The sequence below is a fragment of the Corynebacterium sp. ACRQJ genome (assembly GCF_022346045.1).
Lineage (GTDB): Bacteria > Actinomycetota > Actinomycetes > Mycobacteriales > Mycobacteriaceae > Corynebacterium > Corynebacterium evansiae.
In genome coordinates this window covers 16,919-36,802 of sequence record NZ_JAKRMT010000017.1, presented here as the reverse complement: position 1 = coordinate 36,802, position 19,884 = coordinate 16,919, and the positions used below count along the sequence as shown (strand labels likewise).

At 62.6% G+C, this 19,884-nt stretch carries 19 protein-coding genes; 2 read left to right on the top strand and 17 right to left on the bottom strand.

Annotation, left to right across the window (positions count from 1 at the left end; all coding sequences use genetic code 11):
• Nucleotides 1-88 precede the first annotated feature (88 nt).
• The 5 genes from MHX52_RS08780 to MHX52_RS08760 form a co-directional block, all read right to left on the bottom strand.
• Complete coding sequence (locus MHX52_RS08780; protein ID WP_035012055.1) at nucleotides 89-1,042, bottom strand: electron transfer flavoprotein subunit alpha/FixB family protein; 954 nt, start codon at nucleotides 1,040-1,042, stop codon at nucleotides 89-91.
• Between the two features lie 21 nt (nucleotides 1,043-1,063).
• Nucleotides 1,064-1,852 carry an electron transfer flavoprotein subunit beta/FixA family protein gene (locus MHX52_RS08775; protein WP_034985575.1) on the bottom strand — a complete coding sequence of 263 codons (789 nt, stop codon included), beginning with the start codon at nucleotides 1,850-1,852 and terminating at the stop codon, nucleotides 1,064-1,066.
• 92 nt (nucleotides 1,853-1,944) lie between these two features.
• Nucleotides 1,945-3,171, bottom strand: a complete 1,227-nt coding sequence (locus MHX52_RS08770; protein ID WP_035003526.1) for a hypothetical protein — start codon at nucleotides 3,169-3,171, stop codon at nucleotides 1,945-1,947.
• A gap of 9 nt (nucleotides 3,172-3,180) precedes the next feature.
• Complete coding sequence (locus MHX52_RS08765; protein ID WP_239317742.1) at nucleotides 3,181-4,092, bottom strand: NUDIX hydrolase; 912 nt, start codon at nucleotides 4,090-4,092, stop codon at nucleotides 3,181-3,183.
• Nucleotides 4,093-4,133: 41 nt separating this feature from the next.
• A complete protein-coding gene (locus MHX52_RS08760) occupies nucleotides 4,134-5,075 on the bottom strand; it encodes an ABC transporter ATP-binding protein (protein ID WP_141741141.1) in 942 nt (313 codons plus the stop codon).
• Nucleotides 5,076-5,144: 69 nt separating this feature from the next.
• Here MHX52_RS08760 and MHX52_RS08755 point away from each other — a divergent pair, with 69 nt between their 5' ends.
• A complete protein-coding gene (locus tag MHX52_RS08755; RefSeq protein ID WP_035003532.1) occupies nucleotides 5,145-7,169 on the top strand; it encodes an alpha-1,4-glucan--maltose-1-phosphate maltosyltransferase in 2,025 nt (674 codons plus the stop codon).
• A gap of 11 nt (nucleotides 7,170-7,180) precedes the next feature.
• Complete coding sequence (glgB, locus tag MHX52_RS08750; RefSeq protein WP_239317739.1) at nucleotides 7,181-9,316, top strand: 1,4-alpha-glucan branching protein GlgB; 2,136 nt, start codon at nucleotides 7,181-7,183, stop codon at nucleotides 9,314-9,316.
• A gap of 6 nt (nucleotides 9,317-9,322) precedes the next feature.
• On the opposite strand, the gene MHX52_RS08745 is transcribed toward glgB, so the two are convergent.
• From MHX52_RS08745 to MHX52_RS08690, 12 genes are all read right to left on the bottom strand, one after another.
• Nucleotides 9,323-10,330 carry a tetratricopeptide repeat protein gene (locus MHX52_RS08745; RefSeq protein WP_239317736.1) on the bottom strand — a complete coding sequence of 336 codons (1,008 nt, stop codon included), beginning with the start codon at nucleotides 10,328-10,330 and terminating at the stop codon, nucleotides 9,323-9,325.
• Between the two features lie 98 nt (nucleotides 10,331-10,428).
• Nucleotides 10,429-11,154 (bottom strand): endonuclease NucS, encoded by a 726-nt coding sequence (nucS, locus tag MHX52_RS08740; protein WP_034985584.1) that lies wholly within the window; start codon nucleotides 11,152-11,154, stop codon nucleotides 10,429-10,431.
• 36 nt (nucleotides 11,155-11,190) lie between these two features.
• Nucleotides 11,191-11,610 carry a DUF2550 domain-containing protein gene (locus MHX52_RS08735; protein ID WP_035003544.1) on the bottom strand — a complete coding sequence of 140 codons (420 nt, stop codon included), beginning with the start codon at nucleotides 11,608-11,610 and terminating at the stop codon, nucleotides 11,191-11,193.
• 103 nt (nucleotides 11,611-11,713) lie between these two features.
• A complete protein-coding gene (locus MHX52_RS08730; RefSeq protein ID WP_034985587.1) occupies nucleotides 11,714-12,085 on the bottom strand; it encodes a F0F1 ATP synthase subunit epsilon in 372 nt (123 codons plus the stop codon).
• Between the two features lie 12 nt (nucleotides 12,086-12,097).
• Nucleotides 12,098-13,543 (bottom strand): F0F1 ATP synthase subunit beta, encoded by a 1,446-nt coding sequence (atpD, locus tag MHX52_RS08725; protein ID WP_005292972.1) that lies wholly within the window; start codon nucleotides 13,541-13,543, stop codon nucleotides 12,098-12,100.
• 2 nt (nucleotides 13,544-13,545) lie between these two features.
• Nucleotides 13,546-14,526, bottom strand: a complete 981-nt coding sequence (locus MHX52_RS08720) for a F0F1 ATP synthase subunit gamma (protein WP_034985590.1) — start codon at nucleotides 14,524-14,526, stop codon at nucleotides 13,546-13,548.
• 66 nt (nucleotides 14,527-14,592) lie between these two features.
• Nucleotides 14,593-16,230 (bottom strand): F0F1 ATP synthase subunit alpha, encoded by a 1,638-nt coding sequence (atpA, locus tag MHX52_RS08715; RefSeq protein WP_034985862.1) that lies wholly within the window; start codon nucleotides 16,228-16,230, stop codon nucleotides 14,593-14,595.
• A gap of 86 nt (nucleotides 16,231-16,316) precedes the next feature.
• Nucleotides 16,317-17,135: a F0F1 ATP synthase subunit delta gene (locus MHX52_RS08710; RefSeq protein WP_034985591.1), complete on the bottom strand. Its 819-nt coding sequence runs from the start codon at nucleotides 17,133-17,135 to the stop codon at nucleotides 16,317-16,319.
• Nucleotides 17,136-17,140: 5 nt separating this feature from the next.
• Nucleotides 17,141-17,701, bottom strand: a complete 561-nt coding sequence (locus MHX52_RS08705) for a F0F1 ATP synthase subunit B (RefSeq protein WP_034985593.1) — start codon at nucleotides 17,699-17,701, stop codon at nucleotides 17,141-17,143.
• Nucleotides 17,702-17,770: 69 nt separating this feature from the next.
• Nucleotides 17,771-18,013 carry an ATP synthase F0 subunit C gene (locus tag MHX52_RS08700; RefSeq protein WP_005292984.1) on the bottom strand — a complete coding sequence of 81 codons (243 nt, stop codon included), beginning with the start codon at nucleotides 18,011-18,013 and terminating at the stop codon, nucleotides 17,771-17,773.
• A 93-nt stretch (nucleotides 18,014-18,106) separates the two neighbouring features.
• On the bottom strand, nucleotides 18,107-18,907 hold the full coding sequence (gene atpB, locus MHX52_RS08695) for a F0F1 ATP synthase subunit A (protein ID WP_070488303.1): 801 nt from the start codon (nucleotides 18,905-18,907) through the stop codon (nucleotides 18,107-18,109).
• A 501-nt stretch (nucleotides 18,908-19,408) separates the two neighbouring features.
• Nucleotides 19,409-19,879, bottom strand: coding sequence for a hypothetical protein (locus MHX52_RS08690; RefSeq protein WP_049049868.1), 471 nt, complete (start codon nucleotides 19,877-19,879; stop codon nucleotides 19,409-19,411).
• Nucleotides 19,880-19,884 lie beyond the last annotated feature (5 nt).

Genomic DNA, 19,884 nt, shown 5'->3' with positions numbered 1-19,884 from the left:
CCGAACAGGGCATAGGAAAAACCGGCGCCCTCCCGCCTGCGAAAAGCTAAGCGAAAGGGCGCCGGCTGTTAAAGCCTAGGGCGAAGAACTACTTGCGGTTCTTCAGCTCCTCGGTAGCCTGCGGAGCAACCTTGAACAGGTCGCCGACAACACCGAAGTCTGCGATCTCGAAGATGGAAGCCTCTTCGTCCTTGTTCACAGCAACGATGGTCTTGGAGGTCTGCATACCAGCCTTGTGCTGGATAGCGCCGGAGATACCCAGTGCGATGTACAGGTTCGGGGAGACCGTAACACCGGTCTGACCAACCTGGAACTTGCCCGGGTAGTAGTCGGCGTCCACAGCCGCACGGGAAGCACCAACAGCGGCACCCATGACGTCGGCCAGCGGCTCGACAACGTCGGTGAAGCCCTCGGAGCCACCCACGCCACGGCCACCGGAGACCACGATGTTGGCCTCGGTCAGGTCCGGACGGTCGCCAGCCTCAGCCGGAGCGAAGGAGGTGATGGTGACGGCGGTCGGGCCAGCACCCGGCAGCTCAACCTGCTGGACGTTGCCAGCGGCAGCCTGCGGCTCCGGATCCAGGGAGCCCGGAGCCAGGGTGAAGACCGGGGATGCGCCAGCGGCGGAAGCGGTAACGGTGTAAGCGCCACCGAAGATGCTGATCTCAGCGGACTTCTCGGCGGTGATGCTGCTGGTGTTGTACAGAACACCGGAAGCAACGCGAGCGCCTACGCGGCCTGCAACCTCGTTGCCGGTTGCGGTAGCGGAGACGATAACCGGAACCTGCAGCTGAGCTGCCAGGCCGGACAGTGCGTCGACCTCCGGGGTAACCAGCAGGGACTCTGCCTGGTCGGACTCTGCGGCGTAGATGGTCTCTGCGCCAGCCTCGGCCAGTGCGCCCTGCAGCTTCTCGGTGGTGCCGGGAGCGCCAACAACAACGGCGCCGACGGTGCCGAACACACGTGCAGCGGTGATCAGCTCGACGGTGGAGTTCTTCAGCTGACCCTCACCGTGCTCAACCAGTACTAGTACGTTGGTCATGTCCTTAAATCCCTACTTCCCTTAAACCAGCTTTTCCTTGACCAGGAACTCGACCAGCTGCTTGCCGCCCTCGCCCTCGTCGTTGACGATCTCACCAGCCGACTTCGGCGGCTTCGGGGTGGAAGCGGAAACGGAGGTGGTGGCGTTTGCCAGGCCAACGTTTGCAGCGTCCACGCCGATCTCTTCCAGAGACAGCTCTTCGATGGTCTTCTTCTTGGCAGCCATGATGCCCTTGAAGGCAGCGAAGCGCGGGGTGTTGGACTTCTCAGTCACAGACACGATGGCCGGGGTCGGAGCCTCCAGGCCGAACACGCCCTCTTCGGTAACGCGCTTACCGGTGACCTTGCCGCCCTCAACGCTCAGCTCTTCCATGTGAGTCAGAGCCGGGATCTGGCGGTACTCAGCCAGCAGGCCCGGGATGGAGCCAGCGCCACCGTCGGTGGAGGCGTTACCGGCGATAATCAGCTCGATGTCCTCGATCTGGTTCAGAGCGTTGGACAGGGTCCATGCCGTGCCCAGCGCGTCGGAGCCAGCCAGGTTCTCGTCGACAACCAGCTTGGCCTCGTCGCAGCCCAGGGACAGTGCCTTGCGCAGCGCCTCGGTTGCGCGCTCCGGGCCGACAGACAGAACGATGACGTTGCGGGAGCTGTCTGCTTCCTTCAGCTGCAGTGCAGCCTCAACAGCGTTTTCGTTAATTTCGTCCAGGACAGCGTCTGCGCTGTCGCGGTCGAGGGTGAAGTCATCGTCGGTGAGCTTGCGCTCGGAGTAGGTGTCCGGCACCTGCTTAACCAGAACAACGATGTTCGACATTCGTTGACCTTCCTGCTTGGGTATTGTGATTTGGCACCATAGTACCTACCACCAGGTGACCACCGCCACAAATTTCTTATATTGTTTTAGAACTACCCCCGCGAGCTGCGGCGAGCCCTACAGATAAAGGCCACAGCCTTGGCAGCGCCGCCCTCGCCGATGCGCGTAACCACCACGGAGTAAGCAGTATCAGCCGCTCCGGCACCGCTTGCGCCACCGTTTCCGCCTGCGTTGCCCTTCTTCAGCTTCCACTTCTTCCGCAGCTCATCGGGGTCCACATCCACACCGCGCACGAGGATCTCCACGCTCTTCGCACCCAACCCCACCAACGCAGAACGCGCCTTTTTCAGCGGCACTTCTTCCACAACCTCAAAGCCTCGCACGCCCGCGGGCAGCTCGTCGCCGGTTAGGTACGCGATGTGGGGGTCCAGCTGCCACAGCCCATGCCGCGCCGCGTATTGGCGCACCAGCCCGGCGCGCACGATGGCACCATCGGGGTCCACGATGTAGCGCCCTACCCCGCCCACGCGGTCGGTCTCGGGCTCGTCGCTTGTCACTGTTTCTTTAACTGATGACGCCCCCATCACCACCGCCCGGCGCCCCCGCCCGAGAATCGCGGGTGAATACAGGCACGTCTCCTTTACTCCTCCGTCGACGGAAACGACCTCCACGTGGCCGTCGAACTCGGAGTAGTCGATACCCGGCGCGCATTTGACCACCAGTTTGTCGTAGCAGTCCATAAGTTCCGGCAGTGGCGGCTGCAGGTCGTCCAGCTTGGTGATGCGCCCCGAGGAGTTCCGGCGTGCGGGGTCCGCCACCACCACGCCGGATTTCAGTGCGCCGGATTTCAGGTCACCGGCGAACGCGGGTCGCAGCGCATCCATCCGCACGACCGGAACTTCCGGCACATTGAAGCGAGCCATCCGCAGGCGCTGGTGGTCCAGGTCCCCGCCCAGTGCCCGCAGCCCTGCATTGGCCAGCGCGTGCAGCTCGGTGCCGATGCTGCAGGTGACATCCACGGCAGCCTCCACCCCGGCGCCCTTCAACACCTCCGCGCGCCATGCGGCGACTACCGGCGGGGTGGCCTGCTGAACCGATTCGCTATCCATCAGCCAATTCTCCAGCAGCTTGCCTGCCCGGCGGGCCTGTACCAGTTCCACCAGGGCACGAGCGTGCTCACCGTGTGCCTTTCGCAGGTGAGAAAGGTCCTGCACGAGAGATTTCTTGGTCAGCTGGTACGTGGTGGCGTCATTAATAAGGGGCGAGCCAGCGGCGCAATCGGCGAGCAGAAAATCCAGCTCGGCGGCAGAAAAGGCCATCTTTGCGCGCTACTGCTCGTAGGAGTGGGGACGAATGGCGAAAGGGTTCTCCGGCATCTCGGCGGGGTCTACGACGAACTTCATGCCCGGCGCGAACTGGCGGGCAGGTGCGCCATACATCTGCTGCTCCATCAGGTAGTACTCGGCCATGTACGGCTCGTCGACGGGCTCCTCGAGCACCGGATCGACGGAGAGGCTGGAGGAAAAATCCAACACTTCCTCGACGGTGCGGAAGGTATCCAGCAACTTCAGCTGCGCCCACGTCGGCGGCATCAGAGAGATCTTGCGGGAGCGCCAGCCGTCCAGCAGCGTGGAAGGACGGAACCAACCCGTCGAAGTAGCCTCCGGGGTATCGGCCCGGGTCTCCTGCCCTTCCGGCATGGCTGCCACGAAGAAGGCTGTGTCGTAGCGAATCGGCTGCTCCACCGGAGTAACCCAGTTGGCCCAGGGGCGCAGCAGGTCGGAGCGCAAGACCAGGTTGTTGTTGCTCATGAAGTCGGAGAAGCTCAGCTGGTGGTTCTCCAGCAGCTTGCGTTCCTCCTGGTAGGGCGTGGTGTTTACCACCGGGGAGCCATCGCGGTGGGTGGCCAGCAGCGTGCCGCACTCCTCGAAGGTCTCACGCACCGCAGCGCAGACCAGAGCTCGGGCCATGGATTCCGGCTTCTGCAGGCGCTTGGCCCACCACTTGACCTCCGCGCCCTGCCAATTGATGGCCGGCGACATGTGGCCATCGCCGTCGACGTCTCCCGGCATGTCGCGGGAATCCACTCCGCCGCCTGGGAAAACCGTCATCTCCGCGCAGAACTTCATGGTCGAGGCACGCTCCTGGACGTACACCTCGATCCCCGACAACGTGTCGCGCAACAGAATCACCGTTGACGCGTGACGTGGCTGCACTGGGCCCAAACGGTTTTCCTTCATGCGTCAGAGTCTACCGATCTTCCTAGCGGCGGTCGCTGTCTTCACCGGGCTCCACTGGCTCCACCGGCCCCACCGGAACGGTGGCTACCTCGGCGCTGGCGGCTGCGGCGGGCGAACCAGCGGCCGTCTTCGTGCTTAACCTCGATCGGCTGGTGGAAGGTGCGGGTGAGGTTCTCGCTGGTCATTACGTCTTCCAGGATGCCCTGGGCAACAACCTCGCCCTCGTCCAGCAGCAGGGCGTGGGTGAACCCCGGCGGGATCTCCTCTACGTGGTGGGTAATCATCACGATCGCCGGCGAGTCCGCATCCGCCGCCAGGTCCGACAGCAGCGCCACCAGGTCCTCGCGGCTGCCGAGGTCCAGGCCGGCGCCCGGCTCGTCCAGCAGTAGCAGCTCGGGGTCGTTCATCAGGGCGCGGGCGATCAGCACGCGCTTGCGCTCACCTTCGCTTAGGGTCCTCCAGGTCTGCTCGGCCAGGTGGTAGGCGCCGACGCTTTCCAGGATCTCAATGGCGCGCTCGTAGTCCAGCTCGTCGTAATCCTCGCGCCAGCGGCCCAGCACGTCATAGCCGGCGGAAATCACGATGTCCGCGACCTTCTCATCCCCCGGCACGCGCTGCGCCAGCGCCGAGGAGCTCATGCCGATGGCGGTGCGCAGCTCGCGCAGGTCCACCTTGCCCACTTGCTCGCCGATGAGCTTCACGGTGCCAGTGGTCGGGAACATCTGCGCGGATGCCAGGCGCATCAGGGTGGTCTTGCCCGCCCCGTTGGGGCCGACGATGATCCAGCGTTCGTCCAGCTCCACCTGCCAATCCATCGGCGCCAGGATGGCTCGTCCGTCGCGCACGACGGAGACGTTGCGCATGTTTACGATCAGGTCGTCCTCGTCAACCTGCGCGGTGGCCGGGGTGGAAATCAAGTTCGTCACGTTCTCGCTCACTCCCCCATGGTGCCTCAAGATCCGCGCGAAGTGTGCCAACAACATAGGCTTGCTGTGTAAGCACCAACGCGAACTGCCAACGGATCCCCCACTGCCATTTAAAGGAGCTTTCCCATGACCGGCCGCCTCGGCATCGACTGCATCTCCCCCGTCATCTCCCACGGAGCCACCCCCGCCAAGGCCATCGTCGGCCAGGTGTTTCCGGTCAGCGCGAGCGTCTGGCGCGAGGGGCACGACGCCATCTCCGCCACCCTCGTCGTCCGTCGCCCCGCCGGTGCCGAGGGTGGCCGCGCGAAGATCACGATGTCGCCTGACCCCGATGACGTCGACCGTCGCCATGCCGTGTTCGTTCCGGATGTGCCGGGTATGTGGACCTTTCGTGTTGACGCCTGGTCGGATCCAGCAGCCACATGGTTCAACGCAATCACCAAGAAGGTAGCCGCAGGACAGGATGCCCAGGCGCTGGCCAATGATTTTGAGCTCGGCGCGCGCCTGTTCGAGCGGGCGGCGGAGAAGGCCTCCCGTAAGCACCGGGAGCTGGTGGCTTCCGTGCCAGGCCAGCTGCGCGATGAATCCTTGAGCATCGACGAGCGCCTGGCCACCGCCCTGTCTCCGGAAATCAAGGAGGCCCTGGACAAGCGCCCGCTGCGCGACCTGCTGACCCGCGGCCCGGAGTTCCACGTGCTGGTGGAGGAAAAGACCGCCGGCGTGGGCGCCTGGTACGAGATGTTCCCCCGCTCCACTGGCGGTTGGGATGCCGACGGCAACCCGGTGCACGGCACCTTCGCCACCGCTGCCGCGGACCTGCCGCGCATCGCGGACATGGGCTTCGACGTGCTGTACCTGCCGCCGATTCACCCGATCGGCGAGATCAACCGCAAGGGTAAGAACAACACTCTGACCCCCACCCCGGAGGACGTCGGCTCCCCGTGGGCCATCGGCTCCAAGGACGGCGGCCACGAGGCCGTACACCCACGCCTCGGTACCGTCGAGGACTTCGAGAACTTCGTCGCCGACGCCAACAAGCAGGGTCTGAAGGTCGCCCTGGACCTTGCGCTGCAGTGCGCCCCCGACCACCCGTGGGCTAAGGAACACCCGGAGTGGTTCACCGTGCTGCCGGACGGCACCATCGCCTACGCCGAGAACCCTCCGAAGAAGTACCAGGACATCTACCCGCTGAACTTCGACAACGACCCGGAGGGTCTGTACCGCGAGGTGCTGAAGGTTGTGCGCCTGTGGATCGGCCGCGGCGTTCGCATCTTCCGCGTGGATAACCCACACACCAAGCCCACGAACTTCTGGCAGTGGCTGATCGCCGAGGTCCACGCCACCGACCCGGACGTGGTCTTCCTCTCCGAGGCCTTCACCCGACCGCCACGCCTCTACGGCCTGGCCAAGGCGGGATTCACGCAGTCCTACAGCTACTTCACTTGGAAGACCACCAAGGAGGAGCTGGAGGAGTTCGCCGGGGACATCGCCAACTACGCCGATGTCTTCCGCCCGAACCTGTTCGTCAATACCCCGGACATCCTGCACGAATCCCTGCAGACCGGCGGCAAGGCCATGTTCGCTATCCGCGCCGCTCTGGCCTCCACCCTCTCCCCGCTGTGGGGCGTGTACTCCGGCTTTGAGATCTACGAATCCACGCCGGTTCACGCGGGCTCGGAAGAGTACCTGGACTCCGAGAAGTACGAGCTGCGTCCGCGCGACTACTCAGTGGACAACTGCGCTGAATGGATCAGGGATCTGAACCTGTGGCGTCAAGAAAACCCGGCGCTGCAACAACAGCGCACCCTGCGCTTGCACGAGACCACGAGCGACGACCTCCTCGCGTACTCGAAGGTCGACGGTGTTACCGGCAACGCGGTGCTCGTGGTGGTAAACCTGAACCCCAACGCGATTGTCGAGGGCTCTGTGTACCTGGATACCGAAGCGCTAGGCCTGGGCGCGCCGGAGGAGGCGCACTTCGAGGTCACCGACCTGCCGACGAACCAGACCTACACCTGGGGCGCCAGCAACTACGTGCGCCTGGACCCGGACTTCCAGGTTGCGCACATCTTCCGGCTGCCCACCCTTGGTGAGGGTGAGCGCGAGCGCGTTTGCATGCGAGCCCAGGAAGAATACGATCCCCGCAGGTAGAATCGGCGGGTATGAACCACGATTACCACCGGCTCGCAGAACGTAGGCACCACGCCCCGCACGACGTGCTTGGGGCACACGAAAACGGAGACGGAACCACCACCATTCGCACGGTTCAGTGCGGGGCGGAGTCCGTCGCCGTGCGCATGAACGGCGGCGAGCCGGTGCAGATGGAGCCGGCAGAGGAATACCCGGCGCTATTCACCGCAACCGTGGATTACTTCGTAGACACCTACGTCTTCGAAGTCACCTGGGCCGGCGGCACCACCGCCACCCTGGAAGACCCCTACCGGCGTCTGCCTACCGTCGGCGACCTGGATCGCTACCTCATCGGAGAGGGGCGGCACGAGGAGCTGTGGAAGGTGCTCGGCTCGCACGTGCTGGACGGCGGCGTGTCCTTTTCCGTGTGGGCGCCGCATGCCGCGGGTGTTTCCGTGATCGGCGACTTCAACGGCTGGAACGCTAACCAACACCCCATGCGCGCGCTGGGTAGCAGCGGCATCTGGGAACTGTGGATCCCCAGCGTGGGTGCCGGGGCGCACTACAAGTTCTCCATCACCACCGGCGACGGCGTACGCCTGGACAAGGCCGACCCGATGGCGCGCCTGGCAGAGCCCGCCCCCGCGACCGCTTCCATCGTCGTGGCGGACAGCGACTATGCCTGGGGCGACGACGAGTGGCTGGCTCACCGCGCCGCCGTGGGCGTGGACGAGACCATGAGCATCTACGAGATGCACCTAGGCAGCTGGCGCAAGGGGCGCAACTACCGGGAGCTGGCCGCGGAGCTGGTGGAGTACGTGCAGAAGCTGGGCTACACCCACGTAGAGCTCATGGGCGTCTCCGAGCACCCCTTCGAGCCCTCCTGGGGCTACCAGGTGACCAGCTACTACGCGCCGAACAACCGCTACGGCGGCCCGGACGACCTGCGCTACCTGATCGATTCGCTGCACCGCGCCGGCATCGGCGTAATTATGGACTGGGTTCCCGGCCACTTCCCCAAGGACGGCTGGGCTCTGGGCCGCTTCGACGGCGAGGCCTGCTACGAGCATCCGGATCCGCGCCGCGGCGAGCAGCCGGACTGGGGCACCTACGTGTTCGACTTCGGGCGCAACGAGGTACGCAACTTCCTGGTGGCGAACGCTTTGTACTGGTGCAAGGAGTTCCACATCGACGGCCTGCGCGTGGATGCCGTGGCCTCGATGCTGTACCTGGATTACTCCCGCGATGACTGGCTGCCCAACGAGTTCGGCGGGCGCGAGAACCTGGATGCGGTGGAGTTCCTGAAGGAAATGAACGCCACCGTGCACCGCGAGTGCCCGGGCTCGCTGACCATCGCCGAGGAGTCGACTTCCTGGCCGGGTGTGACCGCCCCCACCAACGAGGGCGGCCTGGGGTTCAGCCTGAAGTGGAACATGGGCTGGATGCACGACAGCCTGGAGTACATCCAGCGCGATCCCGCCTACCGCAGCTACCACCACAACGAAATCACGTTCTCGATGGTCTACGCCTACTCCGAGAAGTACGTGCTGCCGATCAGCCACGACGAGGTCGTGCACGGCAAGGGAACCCTGTGGTCGCGTATGCCCGCCGGTTCCGCCTGGGACAAGGCGGCGATGGTGCGCAGCTACCTGGCGTTCATGTGGGCGCACCCGGGCAAGAAGCTGCTCTTCCAGGGCCAGGAATGGGGCCAGACCGAGGAGTGGAACGAGTCCCGCGGCCTGGACTGGCACGACCTCGAGGGCTGGGAGGGCGAGTTCCACCGCGGCATCAGCGCCCTGACCAGCCAGCTGAACAAGCTCTACCACTCCGAGCCCGCTCTGGGGCAGGATCACGCGCCGGAGGGCTTCCAGTGGATCGCCAGCGACGACTCGACGAATAACGTTCTTTCCTTTATTCGACGCCACCGTGGGCGCGAGCTGGCGTGTGTTATTAACTTCTCGGGCACCACCCAAGAGAACTACCGCATCGGCCTGCCGCAGGCCGGCACGTGGCGCGAGGTGCTGAACACCGACGACGTGCAGTACGAGGGCGCCGGCCGCGTGAACGGCGACCTGCACACGGAGCCCGCCGGCTCCCACGGTATGGAGGCCTCCGCCGTGCTGCAGATCCCGGCGCACACCGCGCGCTGGTTCGTGCTGGAGAGTTAAGCCCGGCTAGAACAGCGCCGAGGCCATGCGGGTGCGGCCCGCGATGACCTCCGGGTCCGCCGGGTCGAACAGGCTGAACAGCTCCAGCAGGCGAGCCTTCGCCTGCTTCTTGTGATCCGCGTTGCCCTCGGCGGACGGACGCAGCTCCTCGATCAGCAGGTCGAAGGCCTTAGGCTTGTCGCCCGCCAGCAGCAGGCGGTCGGATTCCGCGAACTCGTCCCCACCCGTGGACAGGCGCTGCATCAGCAGCGCGTTAGCACGCGCCGCGCGGGCCTCCCCTACGAGCTCTTCATCGGCCTGCGCGGGGTTGGCAAGGATGGCGTCATACTCCGCAATTGCGCCCGCGTAATCCTCCGCCTCCAGCTTCTCGGCAGCGGCAGCCAGGCGCGGGTCGCCCGCATCCTGGTTCGCGTCAGCACCATCCGAGTCGGTGCCTGCGCCACCGGCGGCTCCAGCCGCATTAGCCGGATCCTCCTCCGGGGCCAGGCCTCGCAGTTTGCCGTCTACCGCCTGCACGACAGCATCTACCCAGCCGTGCAGCTGTGCGGCGGGCTGGCCGCCTTCGAAGTTGGTTAGCGGGCGCCCGGCTGCCAGCGCGATGACGGTGGGGATTGCCTGTACGCCGAAGGCCTGGGCGACCTCCGGGGTGGCATCCACATCCACGTAACGGAAGAGCCACTTGGTCGGCGCCTGCTGGGACTCAGCCAGCTTGGTGAAGTCCTGGCGCATCTGCTCCGAGGCTTCCGAGCGGGCGGAACCCAGCAGCGTAACCACCGGCACCTGAGTGGAACGAACGACGAGGTCCAGCTCGAAGTTCTCCGGGGTAATGGTGCTGACAAAAGCGACTGAAGCTCCACCGGCCGCACCCGGCTGACCTGCCTCGCCAGCGGCTGCGCCAGCCTGGGCAGCGCGAGCCTGCGCCTGTGCCCGCTGCTCCGCCTGCTGCTTCACCGCGCCCAGGTCCACCGCCCCGGCCACGAAACGGGACGGAGGAGTATTAGAAGGATTCGTCACCTTGAAAGTGTCCTTTCTCACTTGCCCTCCCACGCGCTGGCCGCGCGGGAGAAAATAATCGCCTTGAGGGCTAAAACCGACTAAGAGAGCTGAGTCTTCTAGAAAAGCCGCAGCTCCGAGGAGTCGGTTCCTCGCATTGCTTCATAGTCCAGGGTAACGCAACGGAAACCGCGGTCCTCCGCCAGTGTGCGAGCCTGTGGCTTGATCTCCTGGGCGGCAAACACGCCCGTTACCGGAGCCAGCAGCTCGTCCCGATTCAGCAGTTCCACATAGCGGGTAAGCTGCTCCACACCGTCGATACCACCACGGCGCTTGATCTCCACGGCCACAGTCGCGCCCGTCGAGTCCTTAGACAGAATGTCCACCGGCCCGATAGCCGTCGGGTACTCCCGGCGGATCAAGGAGTACCCCTCACCCAAAATCTCAATCTGCTCAGCCAGCAGCTCCTGCAGGTGTGCCTCCACGCCATCCTTCACCAGGCCTGGGTCCTCCCCGAGGTCGTGCTCCGTATCGGAGTAGATCTCGAAAATCTGGATCCGCAGCTGCTCCCCCTTTGGATTCGTGACGATCCACAACTGCTCGACCCCCTCATTTCCAAGCTCCGAATACTCCGTAGGGGCGTCATCAGCATCAAAAGAGCTAGCCTCGACGACCTCGAGGGAACACGGCGGCATCATCCAATTGAGCGGCTTATACGCACGATCGTCGGCGTGGATAGAGACCGAACCATCGGCCTTCACCAAGATCAGACGGTCGGCGGGCGGCAGGTGGGCCTCCAGGCGTCCGACGTAATCGACACAGCAGCGGGCAATGACTAAGCGCATGGTTGTTCAGCCTACGCTACGCAAGCCGGCGACGACTCAATGACGGGGTATGCGGCGTTCCGAAGGAGCGGATTCCAGCCAAGACACCAAAGCGGTATCCCCTGCACTATCCAGGGCGATCTCCCAATGCGTCTTGCGGTGAACCACCTCGACGACGTGCACGTCGTCCTCCAAGAAGGCGGACTCCCGCGGGGTGATCTCGCGGCGAGAAACGATTGCGGTGCCCAGGCGCGTAAGCACCACATCCGAAGCGGGGCGCAGGCTACGCAGCTTGTAGAACTTGGCGGATTGGCCCGAATACTTCAAAATCCCGTGGCGCCAGTGCCTGCCATCAGAATTTGGCAGGCGCCGGACGACCACGGGATACCCCTGGGAACGCAGCGCAAAAAAGCGCCACACAACGGCGATGACGACGAACAGCGCCACCGCCGCAAGAAAGTACAACAACCACGCCATATACCTAACTTACAGGCATGAAGTGGGTTTCGAAAAAGCAAAACGGGCCCCACCGTGAAAACAGTGGAACCCGTTTGTCGGGAAGTTTAAAGCTAGATAGCTCTTAAGCTTCCATACGCTTCACAGCGCGCAACTCGGACTCTGCGACGGCCTTGTCGTGCTCAGTCTCTGCAGACTGCTTGCGGGACTCGGCATCCGCAACGTTGACCTCGCTGGCCCACGTTGCAGAATCCGCCAGAATGGTGATCTTCTTGGAGGACACGGACAGGAACCCGCCCTGCACCGCGGCCACCAGCTTCTCACCGGTGTTCGTCCGAATGGTAACGACGCCGTTCTCGACCAGCTGGCCGAGCAGAGGCTCGTGACCAGGGAGCACGCCGATCTCGCCCTCAGTGGTCTGCGCGGTAACGGACGTTGCGGTACCAACCCACAGCGGACGTTCCACGGAGACCAGTTGTGCGGCAATCTCAGCCATGTGCTTAACCCCTTACTTTTCGGTCATCTTCTTGTAAGCAGCCTCGACATCGTCCAGGCCACCCAGACCGTTGAAGGCCTGCTCCGGGTAAGCGTCGAACTCGCCGTCGCAGATGCGCTCGAAGGCGTCGATCGTGTCGGCCAGCGGCACGTAGGAGCCCGGGATACCGGTGAACTTCTCCGCAACGAAGAAGTTCTGGCCCAGGAAGCGCTCCAGGCGACGTGCACGCTGAACGGTGATCTTATCCTCTTCCGAGAGCTCGTCCATACCCAGGATGGCGATGATGTCCTGCAGCTCCTTGTTCTTCTGCAGGATGTGGATCACGCGCTGGGCAACCTCGTAGTGACGCTCGCCGACGATACCCGGCTCGAGGATACGAGAGGTAGAGGTCAGCGGGTTCACTGCGGGGTAAATACCCTTCGAGGCGATGGAACGATCCAGCTCGGTCGTCGCATCCAGGTGGGCGAAGGTCGTAGCCGGTGCCGGGTCGGTGTAGTCATCGGCCGGCACGTAAACGGCCTGCAGGGAGGTAATGGAACGACCCTTGGTCGAGGTAATACGCTCCTGCAGAACACCCATCTCGTCAGCCAGGGTGGGCTGGTAGCCCACGGCAGAAGGCATACGACCCAGCAGGGTCGAAACCTCAGAACCAGCCTGGGTGAAACGGAAGATGTTGTCGATGAACAGCAGCACGTCCTGGTTCTGAACATCGCGGAAGTACTCCGCCATGGTCAGACCGGACAGAGCCACGCGCATACGGACTCCCGGCGGCTCGTCCATCTGGCCGAACACAAGCGCGGTATCCTGCAGCACGCCCATCTCTTCCATTTCCAGGAAGAGGTCGGTGCCCTCACGGGTACGCTCACCAACACCGGCGAACACGGAGGTACCGGAGAACTCGCGGGCAATACGGGTAATCATCTCCTGGATGAGCACCGTCTTACCCACACCTGCACCACCGAACAGGCCGATCTTGCCGCCCTTCACGTACGGGGTCAGCAGGTCGATGACCTTAATACCGGTCTCCAGGATCTCGGTCTTACCCTCGAGCTGGTCGAATGCCGGCGGCTCGCGGTGGATGCCCCACTGCTCACCGTCGCGGCCCAGGCCCGGCTCGTCCAGGCAGTCGCCCAGAGCGTTGAAGACGTGGCCCTTGACAACGTCGCCGACCGGTACGGAAATCGGCTTGCCGGTGTCGGTAACCTCAGCGCCACGGATCAGGCCGTCGGTCGGCGCCATGGACACGGCGCGCACGAGGTTGTCCCCGAGGTGCTGTGCAACCTCCAGGGTGATGGTCTTTGCCACTGCCTCGAGGTCAACCTCGACGGTCAGGGCGTTGAACAGTGCTGGCTGCTGGCCGCGCGGAAACTCCACGTCGACGACCGGGCCGATAACTCGCACGACGCGGCCCGCAACAGCCGATTCAGCAGAAGGCTGAACCTGGTTTGCTGTAGTCATACTTAATCACTTTCTCCGCTATCGGCGAGCGCGGATGCGCCACCGACGATCTCTGTAATTTCCTGGGTAATCTGGGCCTGACGAGCCTGGTTGGCAACTCGGGAAAGCTGCTTGACCAGGTCGGTCGCATTGTCGGTTGCGGCGCTCATCGCGGTACGACGCGCTGCGGATTCCGACGCCGCAGACTCCAGCATTGCTGCGAAAATGCCTCGGGAGACATACTGCGGCAGCAAAGCCTTCAACAGGGTGTCTGGGTCGGGCTCGAAGTCGTAGTCGGCGGAAACCTGGTCAACCTTGTCGGAGACCAGATCCTCGCCGAGCTCGAACTTCTCTTCCTCAACCACAGTCTCGATCGGCAACAGTCGGTGTGCCTCTGGCTTCTGGCTCAGCATGGACTCGAAGCGGGTGTACACGATGTGCACCTCGTCGAATCCCTGTACAGCCTGCCCCTCTTCCGCGTTGAGGCCCTCGCGCCACTTAGCGGTTCCTTCGGAACCGGCGACGAAGCCGTCAATCAGGTGGCGGCGCACATCGTGGGTAGCCGCGTAGTCGGGGTCCTGAGAGTAGCCCGACCAGGCACCTGCGATGTCCTCGCCACGGAAGTTGTAGTAGGAGATGCCCTTGTTACCAGAGACGTACAGAACAACGTCCTTGCCTTCGTTCTCCAGGCGCTTGCGCAGCTCTGCAGTCTTTTTGAAGACGTTGTTATTGTAGCCACCGCACATGCCACGGTCACTTGAAACCACGAGGATTGCGGCGCGGGAAGCATCCGTCGGCTCCTGCAGGATCTTGTGATCCAGGGTGCTGGCGGAGGCCAGGCGCTGAACCACGCGGGTGATTTCATCCGCGTAAGGCTCCGCATCGTCAACACGTGCCTGAGCCTTCGTGATCCTCGAGGTGGCGATGAGCTCCTGGGCCTTCGTGATCTTCTTAGTCGAGTTCACGGACTTGATGCGTGTCCTCAGTTCGCGAAGACTAGCCATAACTATCGCCTCCCTTCTGTTTCATTAATGGTCTTGGTGGTCACTGTGCTCACTTACCTTCCGCGCCTACTGGGTTTTGCGGGAGACAGTGATCTGAGACTTGGTGACCTCGTCGTCGCCAAGCGGGCGAGCTTCCGGCTCGTTGATGACGGGGGTGCCGTCGGTGGTCTGGAAGCCCTGCTTGAAGTCCTGGACTGCGCCAGCCAGCTCGGCCTTGGACTCGTCGCTGAACGGGGTGCCACCCTTGATCTGCTCGAACACGCCACCGTGGGAAGCGTGCAGGTTCTCCAGCAGCTCGGACTCGAAGCGGCGAACGTCCTCAACCGGAACGTCGTCGAACTCGCCCTCGCCTGCCAGGTAGATGGAAACCATCTGGTCCTCGACGGACTGCGGCTCGGTCTCCTTCTGCTTCAGCAGCTCGACCAGGCGCTTACCGCGCTCCAGCTGTGCCTTGGAAGCCGGGTCCAGGTCGGATGCGAAGGCAGCGAATGCCTCCAGGTCGCGGTATGCGGCCAGGTCCAGACGCAGGGAGCCGGACACCTTCTTCATGCCCTTGGTCTGTGCGGCACCACCAACACGGGAGACGGACACACCAACGTTGATAGCCGGTCGGACACCCTGGTTGAACAGATCGGACTCCAGGAATACCTGACCGTCGGTAATGGAAATAACGTTGGTCGGAATGAAGGCAGATACGTCGTTTGCCTTGGTCTCAATGATCGGCAGTGCCGTCAGGGAACCGCCGCCCAGCTCGTCGTTCAGCTTCGCTGCGCGCTCCAGCAGACGGGAGTGCAGGTAGAAGACGTCACCGGGGTAAGCCTCGCGGCCCGGCGGACGACGCAGCAGCAGGGAGATCGCACGGTAAGCCTCAGCCTGCTTGGTCAGATCATCGTAGATAACCAGGACGTGCTTGCCTTGGTACATCCAGTGCTGGCCCAGTGCGGCGCCGGTGAACGGTGCCAGCCACTTGAAGCCGGCGGAGTCGGATGCCGGTGCTGCCACGATGGTGGTGTACTCCAGCGCGCCGTGATCTTCCAGGGTCTTACGGATCGAAGCGATCGTGGAACCCTTCTGGCCAACCGCAACGTAGATGCAGCGAACCTGCTGCTTCGGGTCGCCGGTTGCCCAGTTGTCGCGCTGGTTCAGGATGGTATCGATGCAGACCGAGGTCTTACCGGTCTTGCGGTCGCCAATGATCAGCTGACGCTGACCACGGCCAATCGGGGTCATTGCGTCGATAGCCTTGATGCCGGTCTGCATCGGCTCCTCGACGGGCTGACGCATCAGAACGGAGGGCGCCTGGAGCTCGAGGGCACGTTCTTCCTCGGACTCGATGTCGCCCAGGCCGTCGATGGCCTGACCCAGTGGGTTGATAACGCGGCCGAGGAACTTCTCCCCAACCGGAATGGACAGGACCTCGCCGGTCCTCTTGACCTCGTCGCCCTCCTTGAGGGTCTCGAAGTTACCCAGGATCACGACGCCGACGCTGTCGGTGTCGAGGTTCTGTGCGACGCCAATCACGCCGCCTGGGAACTCGAGTAGCTCGTTAGCCATCACAGAGGGCATGCCGCTTACCTGGGCAATACCGTCTGCAGCCGCCGTGACCACGCCGACCTCCTCACGGGAGGCCTCCGGGGAGTAGCTCGAGGTGTAGTTCGCAATCGCGCTACGGATCTCATCGGAGGAGATCGTCAGCTCCGCCATGTTCTTCCTGCTCTCGGTTTCGTCTTCCAGCATCTATTTTCTTGCTTGGTCTTTGTCGGTTCCTTGGGGCGCCTTTTTATGACGCCCTAAGCGATCGACGCGCGGAGGCGCCGCAGGTTACCTGCAGTGCTGCCGTCGATAATTTCGTGTCCGACGCGGATCACGGCACCGCCGAGGAGGCTGGTATCAACCTCGGAGTGGACCGCAATCTTGCGACCGTAAATCTTTTCCAGCTTGTCCGACAGAGTCGACTTCTGCTGTTCACCCAGGGCAGCTGCGGCACGGACACGCGCAACGGTGCGCCCCTCCAGTGCAGCTACCTCGTCAACCAACGAGTCAAGTTCCTCGACTGGACGCTGGCGCAAACGGCCAATTGCCTGCAGCGCCAGTGCCTCGGTCGTGGAAGTGACCTTGCCATACAGGACCTTTGCCAGCAGGTCGCGGCGAGCATCCGGGGATGCGGCGCGGTCGGCCAGCTTCAGCTCCAGCTCCGGCTCACGTTCGATGATGCGGGCCAGCTGGAACAGTTCGTCTTCAACGCGGTCCTGCTGACCTTGAGCGTCGGCGGCGCGCAGCAGGGCCAGGCGGCCCAGCTTCACCAGTCCGTCGCGCAGGTCGCGAGTGTTGGACCACGACTGGGATACAGCAGCAGACACGATTTCTTCCGTCGAGGCAGATACCTTGCCGCCGAACAGGCTCTTGGCCAGTTCCACGCGGGTGTTGGCATCCCTCGCCGGGTCGATCAGCGCGACACGCAGGCCGCGGTCACTGTCGAGCAGCTCGACAACGTCGAACAGCTCGGTGCCGGTGGTTACACCGGTGCCCACTTTGTCGGAGGTCTCGTTAAGACCCTGATCCAGGGTCTGCTCGAGGCGCTCAATTGCCTCTCGGCTCGCTGCGTGCATACCGATCACTTCCCGGATGCGCCGACGTTGTCCAGTCCGGCGAGGAAGTTATCGATGGTGCCCGAGCGCTTCACGTCGTCCGACAGCTGCTCGCCCAACAGGCGCTCAGCCAAGTTGATGGAGTTTTCACCCATCTCCTTGCGCAGGTCGGTGACAACGGCGGAACGCTGTGCCTCGAGCTGCTTGTGGCCCGACTCGACGATACGGTTGGACTCTTCGGTTGCCTGAGCCTTCATGTCCGCGATGATCTTCTGACCCTGAGAACGGGCGTCATCACGAATCTGCGCAGCCTCAGTGCGTGCCTCAGCAAGCTGAGCGTTGTACTTCTCCAAGGCAGCCTTAGCCTCTGCCTGAGCGGACTCGGCGCGCCGAATGCCGCCCTCGATCTGGTCCTCGCGCTGATTCAGCACTTCCTGGAACTTCGGAAGCACGAACTTCCAGAAGACAAACAGGATGACTGCAAAAGGAATGATGGACCAGACGATGTCGTACAGCGGAGGAAGCAGCGGGTTTACCGACTCCTCCATCGGCAGCTTCTCAGCTGCTAACAAAAAGGTGTTCGTCATAGTCTCCAGCTTTCGATTCTGGTGCGGTGGTTAGAAAGTGCTCTTAACGAGCGGCCAATCGCACTGAAATTAGAACAGGAAGCCGGCGACGAAGCCGATCAGAGCCAGTGCCTCGGCGAAAGCGATACCCAGGAACATGGTGGTGCGCAGCTGGCCGGCCATCTCGGGCTGGCGAGCCATTGCCTCAGCGGTCTTACCTGCAACGTTACCCACACCGATAGCGGAGCCGATAGCAGCCAGGCCGTAGCCGATGGTGCCGAAGCCCTGGAACTTGGTGGTGGTGTCCTGCGCGATGAGGAAGATGTCGTTCATTTGGTTTCCATTACCTTTCTGAGAACCAGCCGGTTGCAGCTTTTCTTTTGTCGTTGTCCGGCTTGGTCATTTGAGTACTTAAAAAGGGGCGAATTAGTGCTCGTCTGCGTGGAGGGACAGCTCGATGTACACGGCGGTCAGCAGGGAGAAGATGTATGCCTGCAGGAAGATCACCATGAGCTCGAACAGGGTGAAGGCGATCGCGAAGAGGATCGTGCCGCCAGCAGCCACAGTCCAACCGCTCATCTGCCAGAAGAAGAAGTTCGTGGCACTGAACAGCATGACGAGGATGATGTGTCCAGCCAACATATTCGCCATAAGACGAATCGTCAGCGTTACCGGACGGAGGACGAATGTGGAGAATGCCTCAATCGGCGCCACGATGAAGTGGAGCCAAGAAGGCAAACCAGGAATGATCAGCGAGGACTTGATGTACTTGCCGAAGCCATAGCGCTTCACACCCGCGTAGATGAATGCGATATACGCGACAACAGCCAGCACCAGTGGCAGACCCACTCGAGCGCTGGCTGAAATGTTCATGAACGGAATGATCGTCGACATGTTGACGGCAAGAACAGTGAAGAAGATAGCGGCGATGATCGGCAGGAACCGGCGCCCCTCCTTCTTGCCCAAGATATCCTCCGCGATGTGAATCCGAACGAAGTCCAAGAAGTACTCAGCAACGTTCTGCACGCCGCTCGGAATCAGCTTCGGCTTCCGCATTGCAAAGAAGAAGAATGCGGTAACCAGAAGAATCATCACAATACGGATGACCATGAGGCGGTCGAGCGCGAAGGCTCCACCAGCAAACTCACTGAACCACAGCTGGTTGCTATCCACTTGCCCCGGGAAGAATTCGTGTTCCAATGAAGGTACGTGAAACTCGCCCTTCATGGCCAAGGTTGTTACGCTCAGCGTTCTCTCCCGTGATTGGGCCGCAAGATTGCACAGAATCACTGCGGTGCGATGGAGGTCTCTTTTCGAAGAGTTAGGCCGACGCTGAGGGACTCCGTCGCACGTCCCTACATAATCAGCCGGTGCCGTATCTACTGTTCACACATACGTGTGCCAATAAATGGCCCGATAGAACAATATCAGCTTTATCTCGCGAATCGCTAAGTGAAACACGTTGCGGGTCCCCCCACTTGGTCGTGGTTTTCAACGTTTTTGGTTCCAGAATCATTTGTATGTGTTTAGGCCTACCTCCGCTCCCTCCCCGCTGCACTTACCCCAGCTCGCTACTGACAGTTGTCGCCTCTCCGCGTGAGGGCGTTATCTTTCTGCGCGCAAGCAGTGCCACCCGTAGCATCACAACAAACAAAAAGCCCCGGCCTGCATTGGCTATGCAAACCGGGGCGTGGATTCGGGCACTAGCACTAGATGCCGTTAGCCTCGCTAGCTGATGTAAAGCTTCTGGGTGCGAGTAACTGCCAGCGTCTCGATGGCCAGTACGGCGACCATGCTCAAGATCACGGTTACGGCCAGCGCTGCGGTGTCGTAGAAAGTCTTGTCCTTCAGGAAGAACAGAATGCCCAGCAGCACCGCCGCCTTAACCAGCCAGCTGCCCAGGATCAAGCCCATCGTCATCGAGGGCGAAGTGTTGGAACTAAACAGCACGATCACTACCGTCAGCAGCATAAATCCGCCGCCGACCAGCCACCCGATGCCTGCTCCCCACAGCCCCTCGGTGCCGCTGATAAGACCCCACACCAACAGGGAAAGCGCACCCAACACCACCAGCGCCAGCGCTCCGGAACGCATGGCAGCCTTCAGCGGGCCGACGTGGTCGCTGGCTTGGGATACGTCGTTCAACTCGGGCAGCTCTTTAGCGCCCGCCGCACCGTTGTTCTCAGTCGCCTCAGTCATGGCGA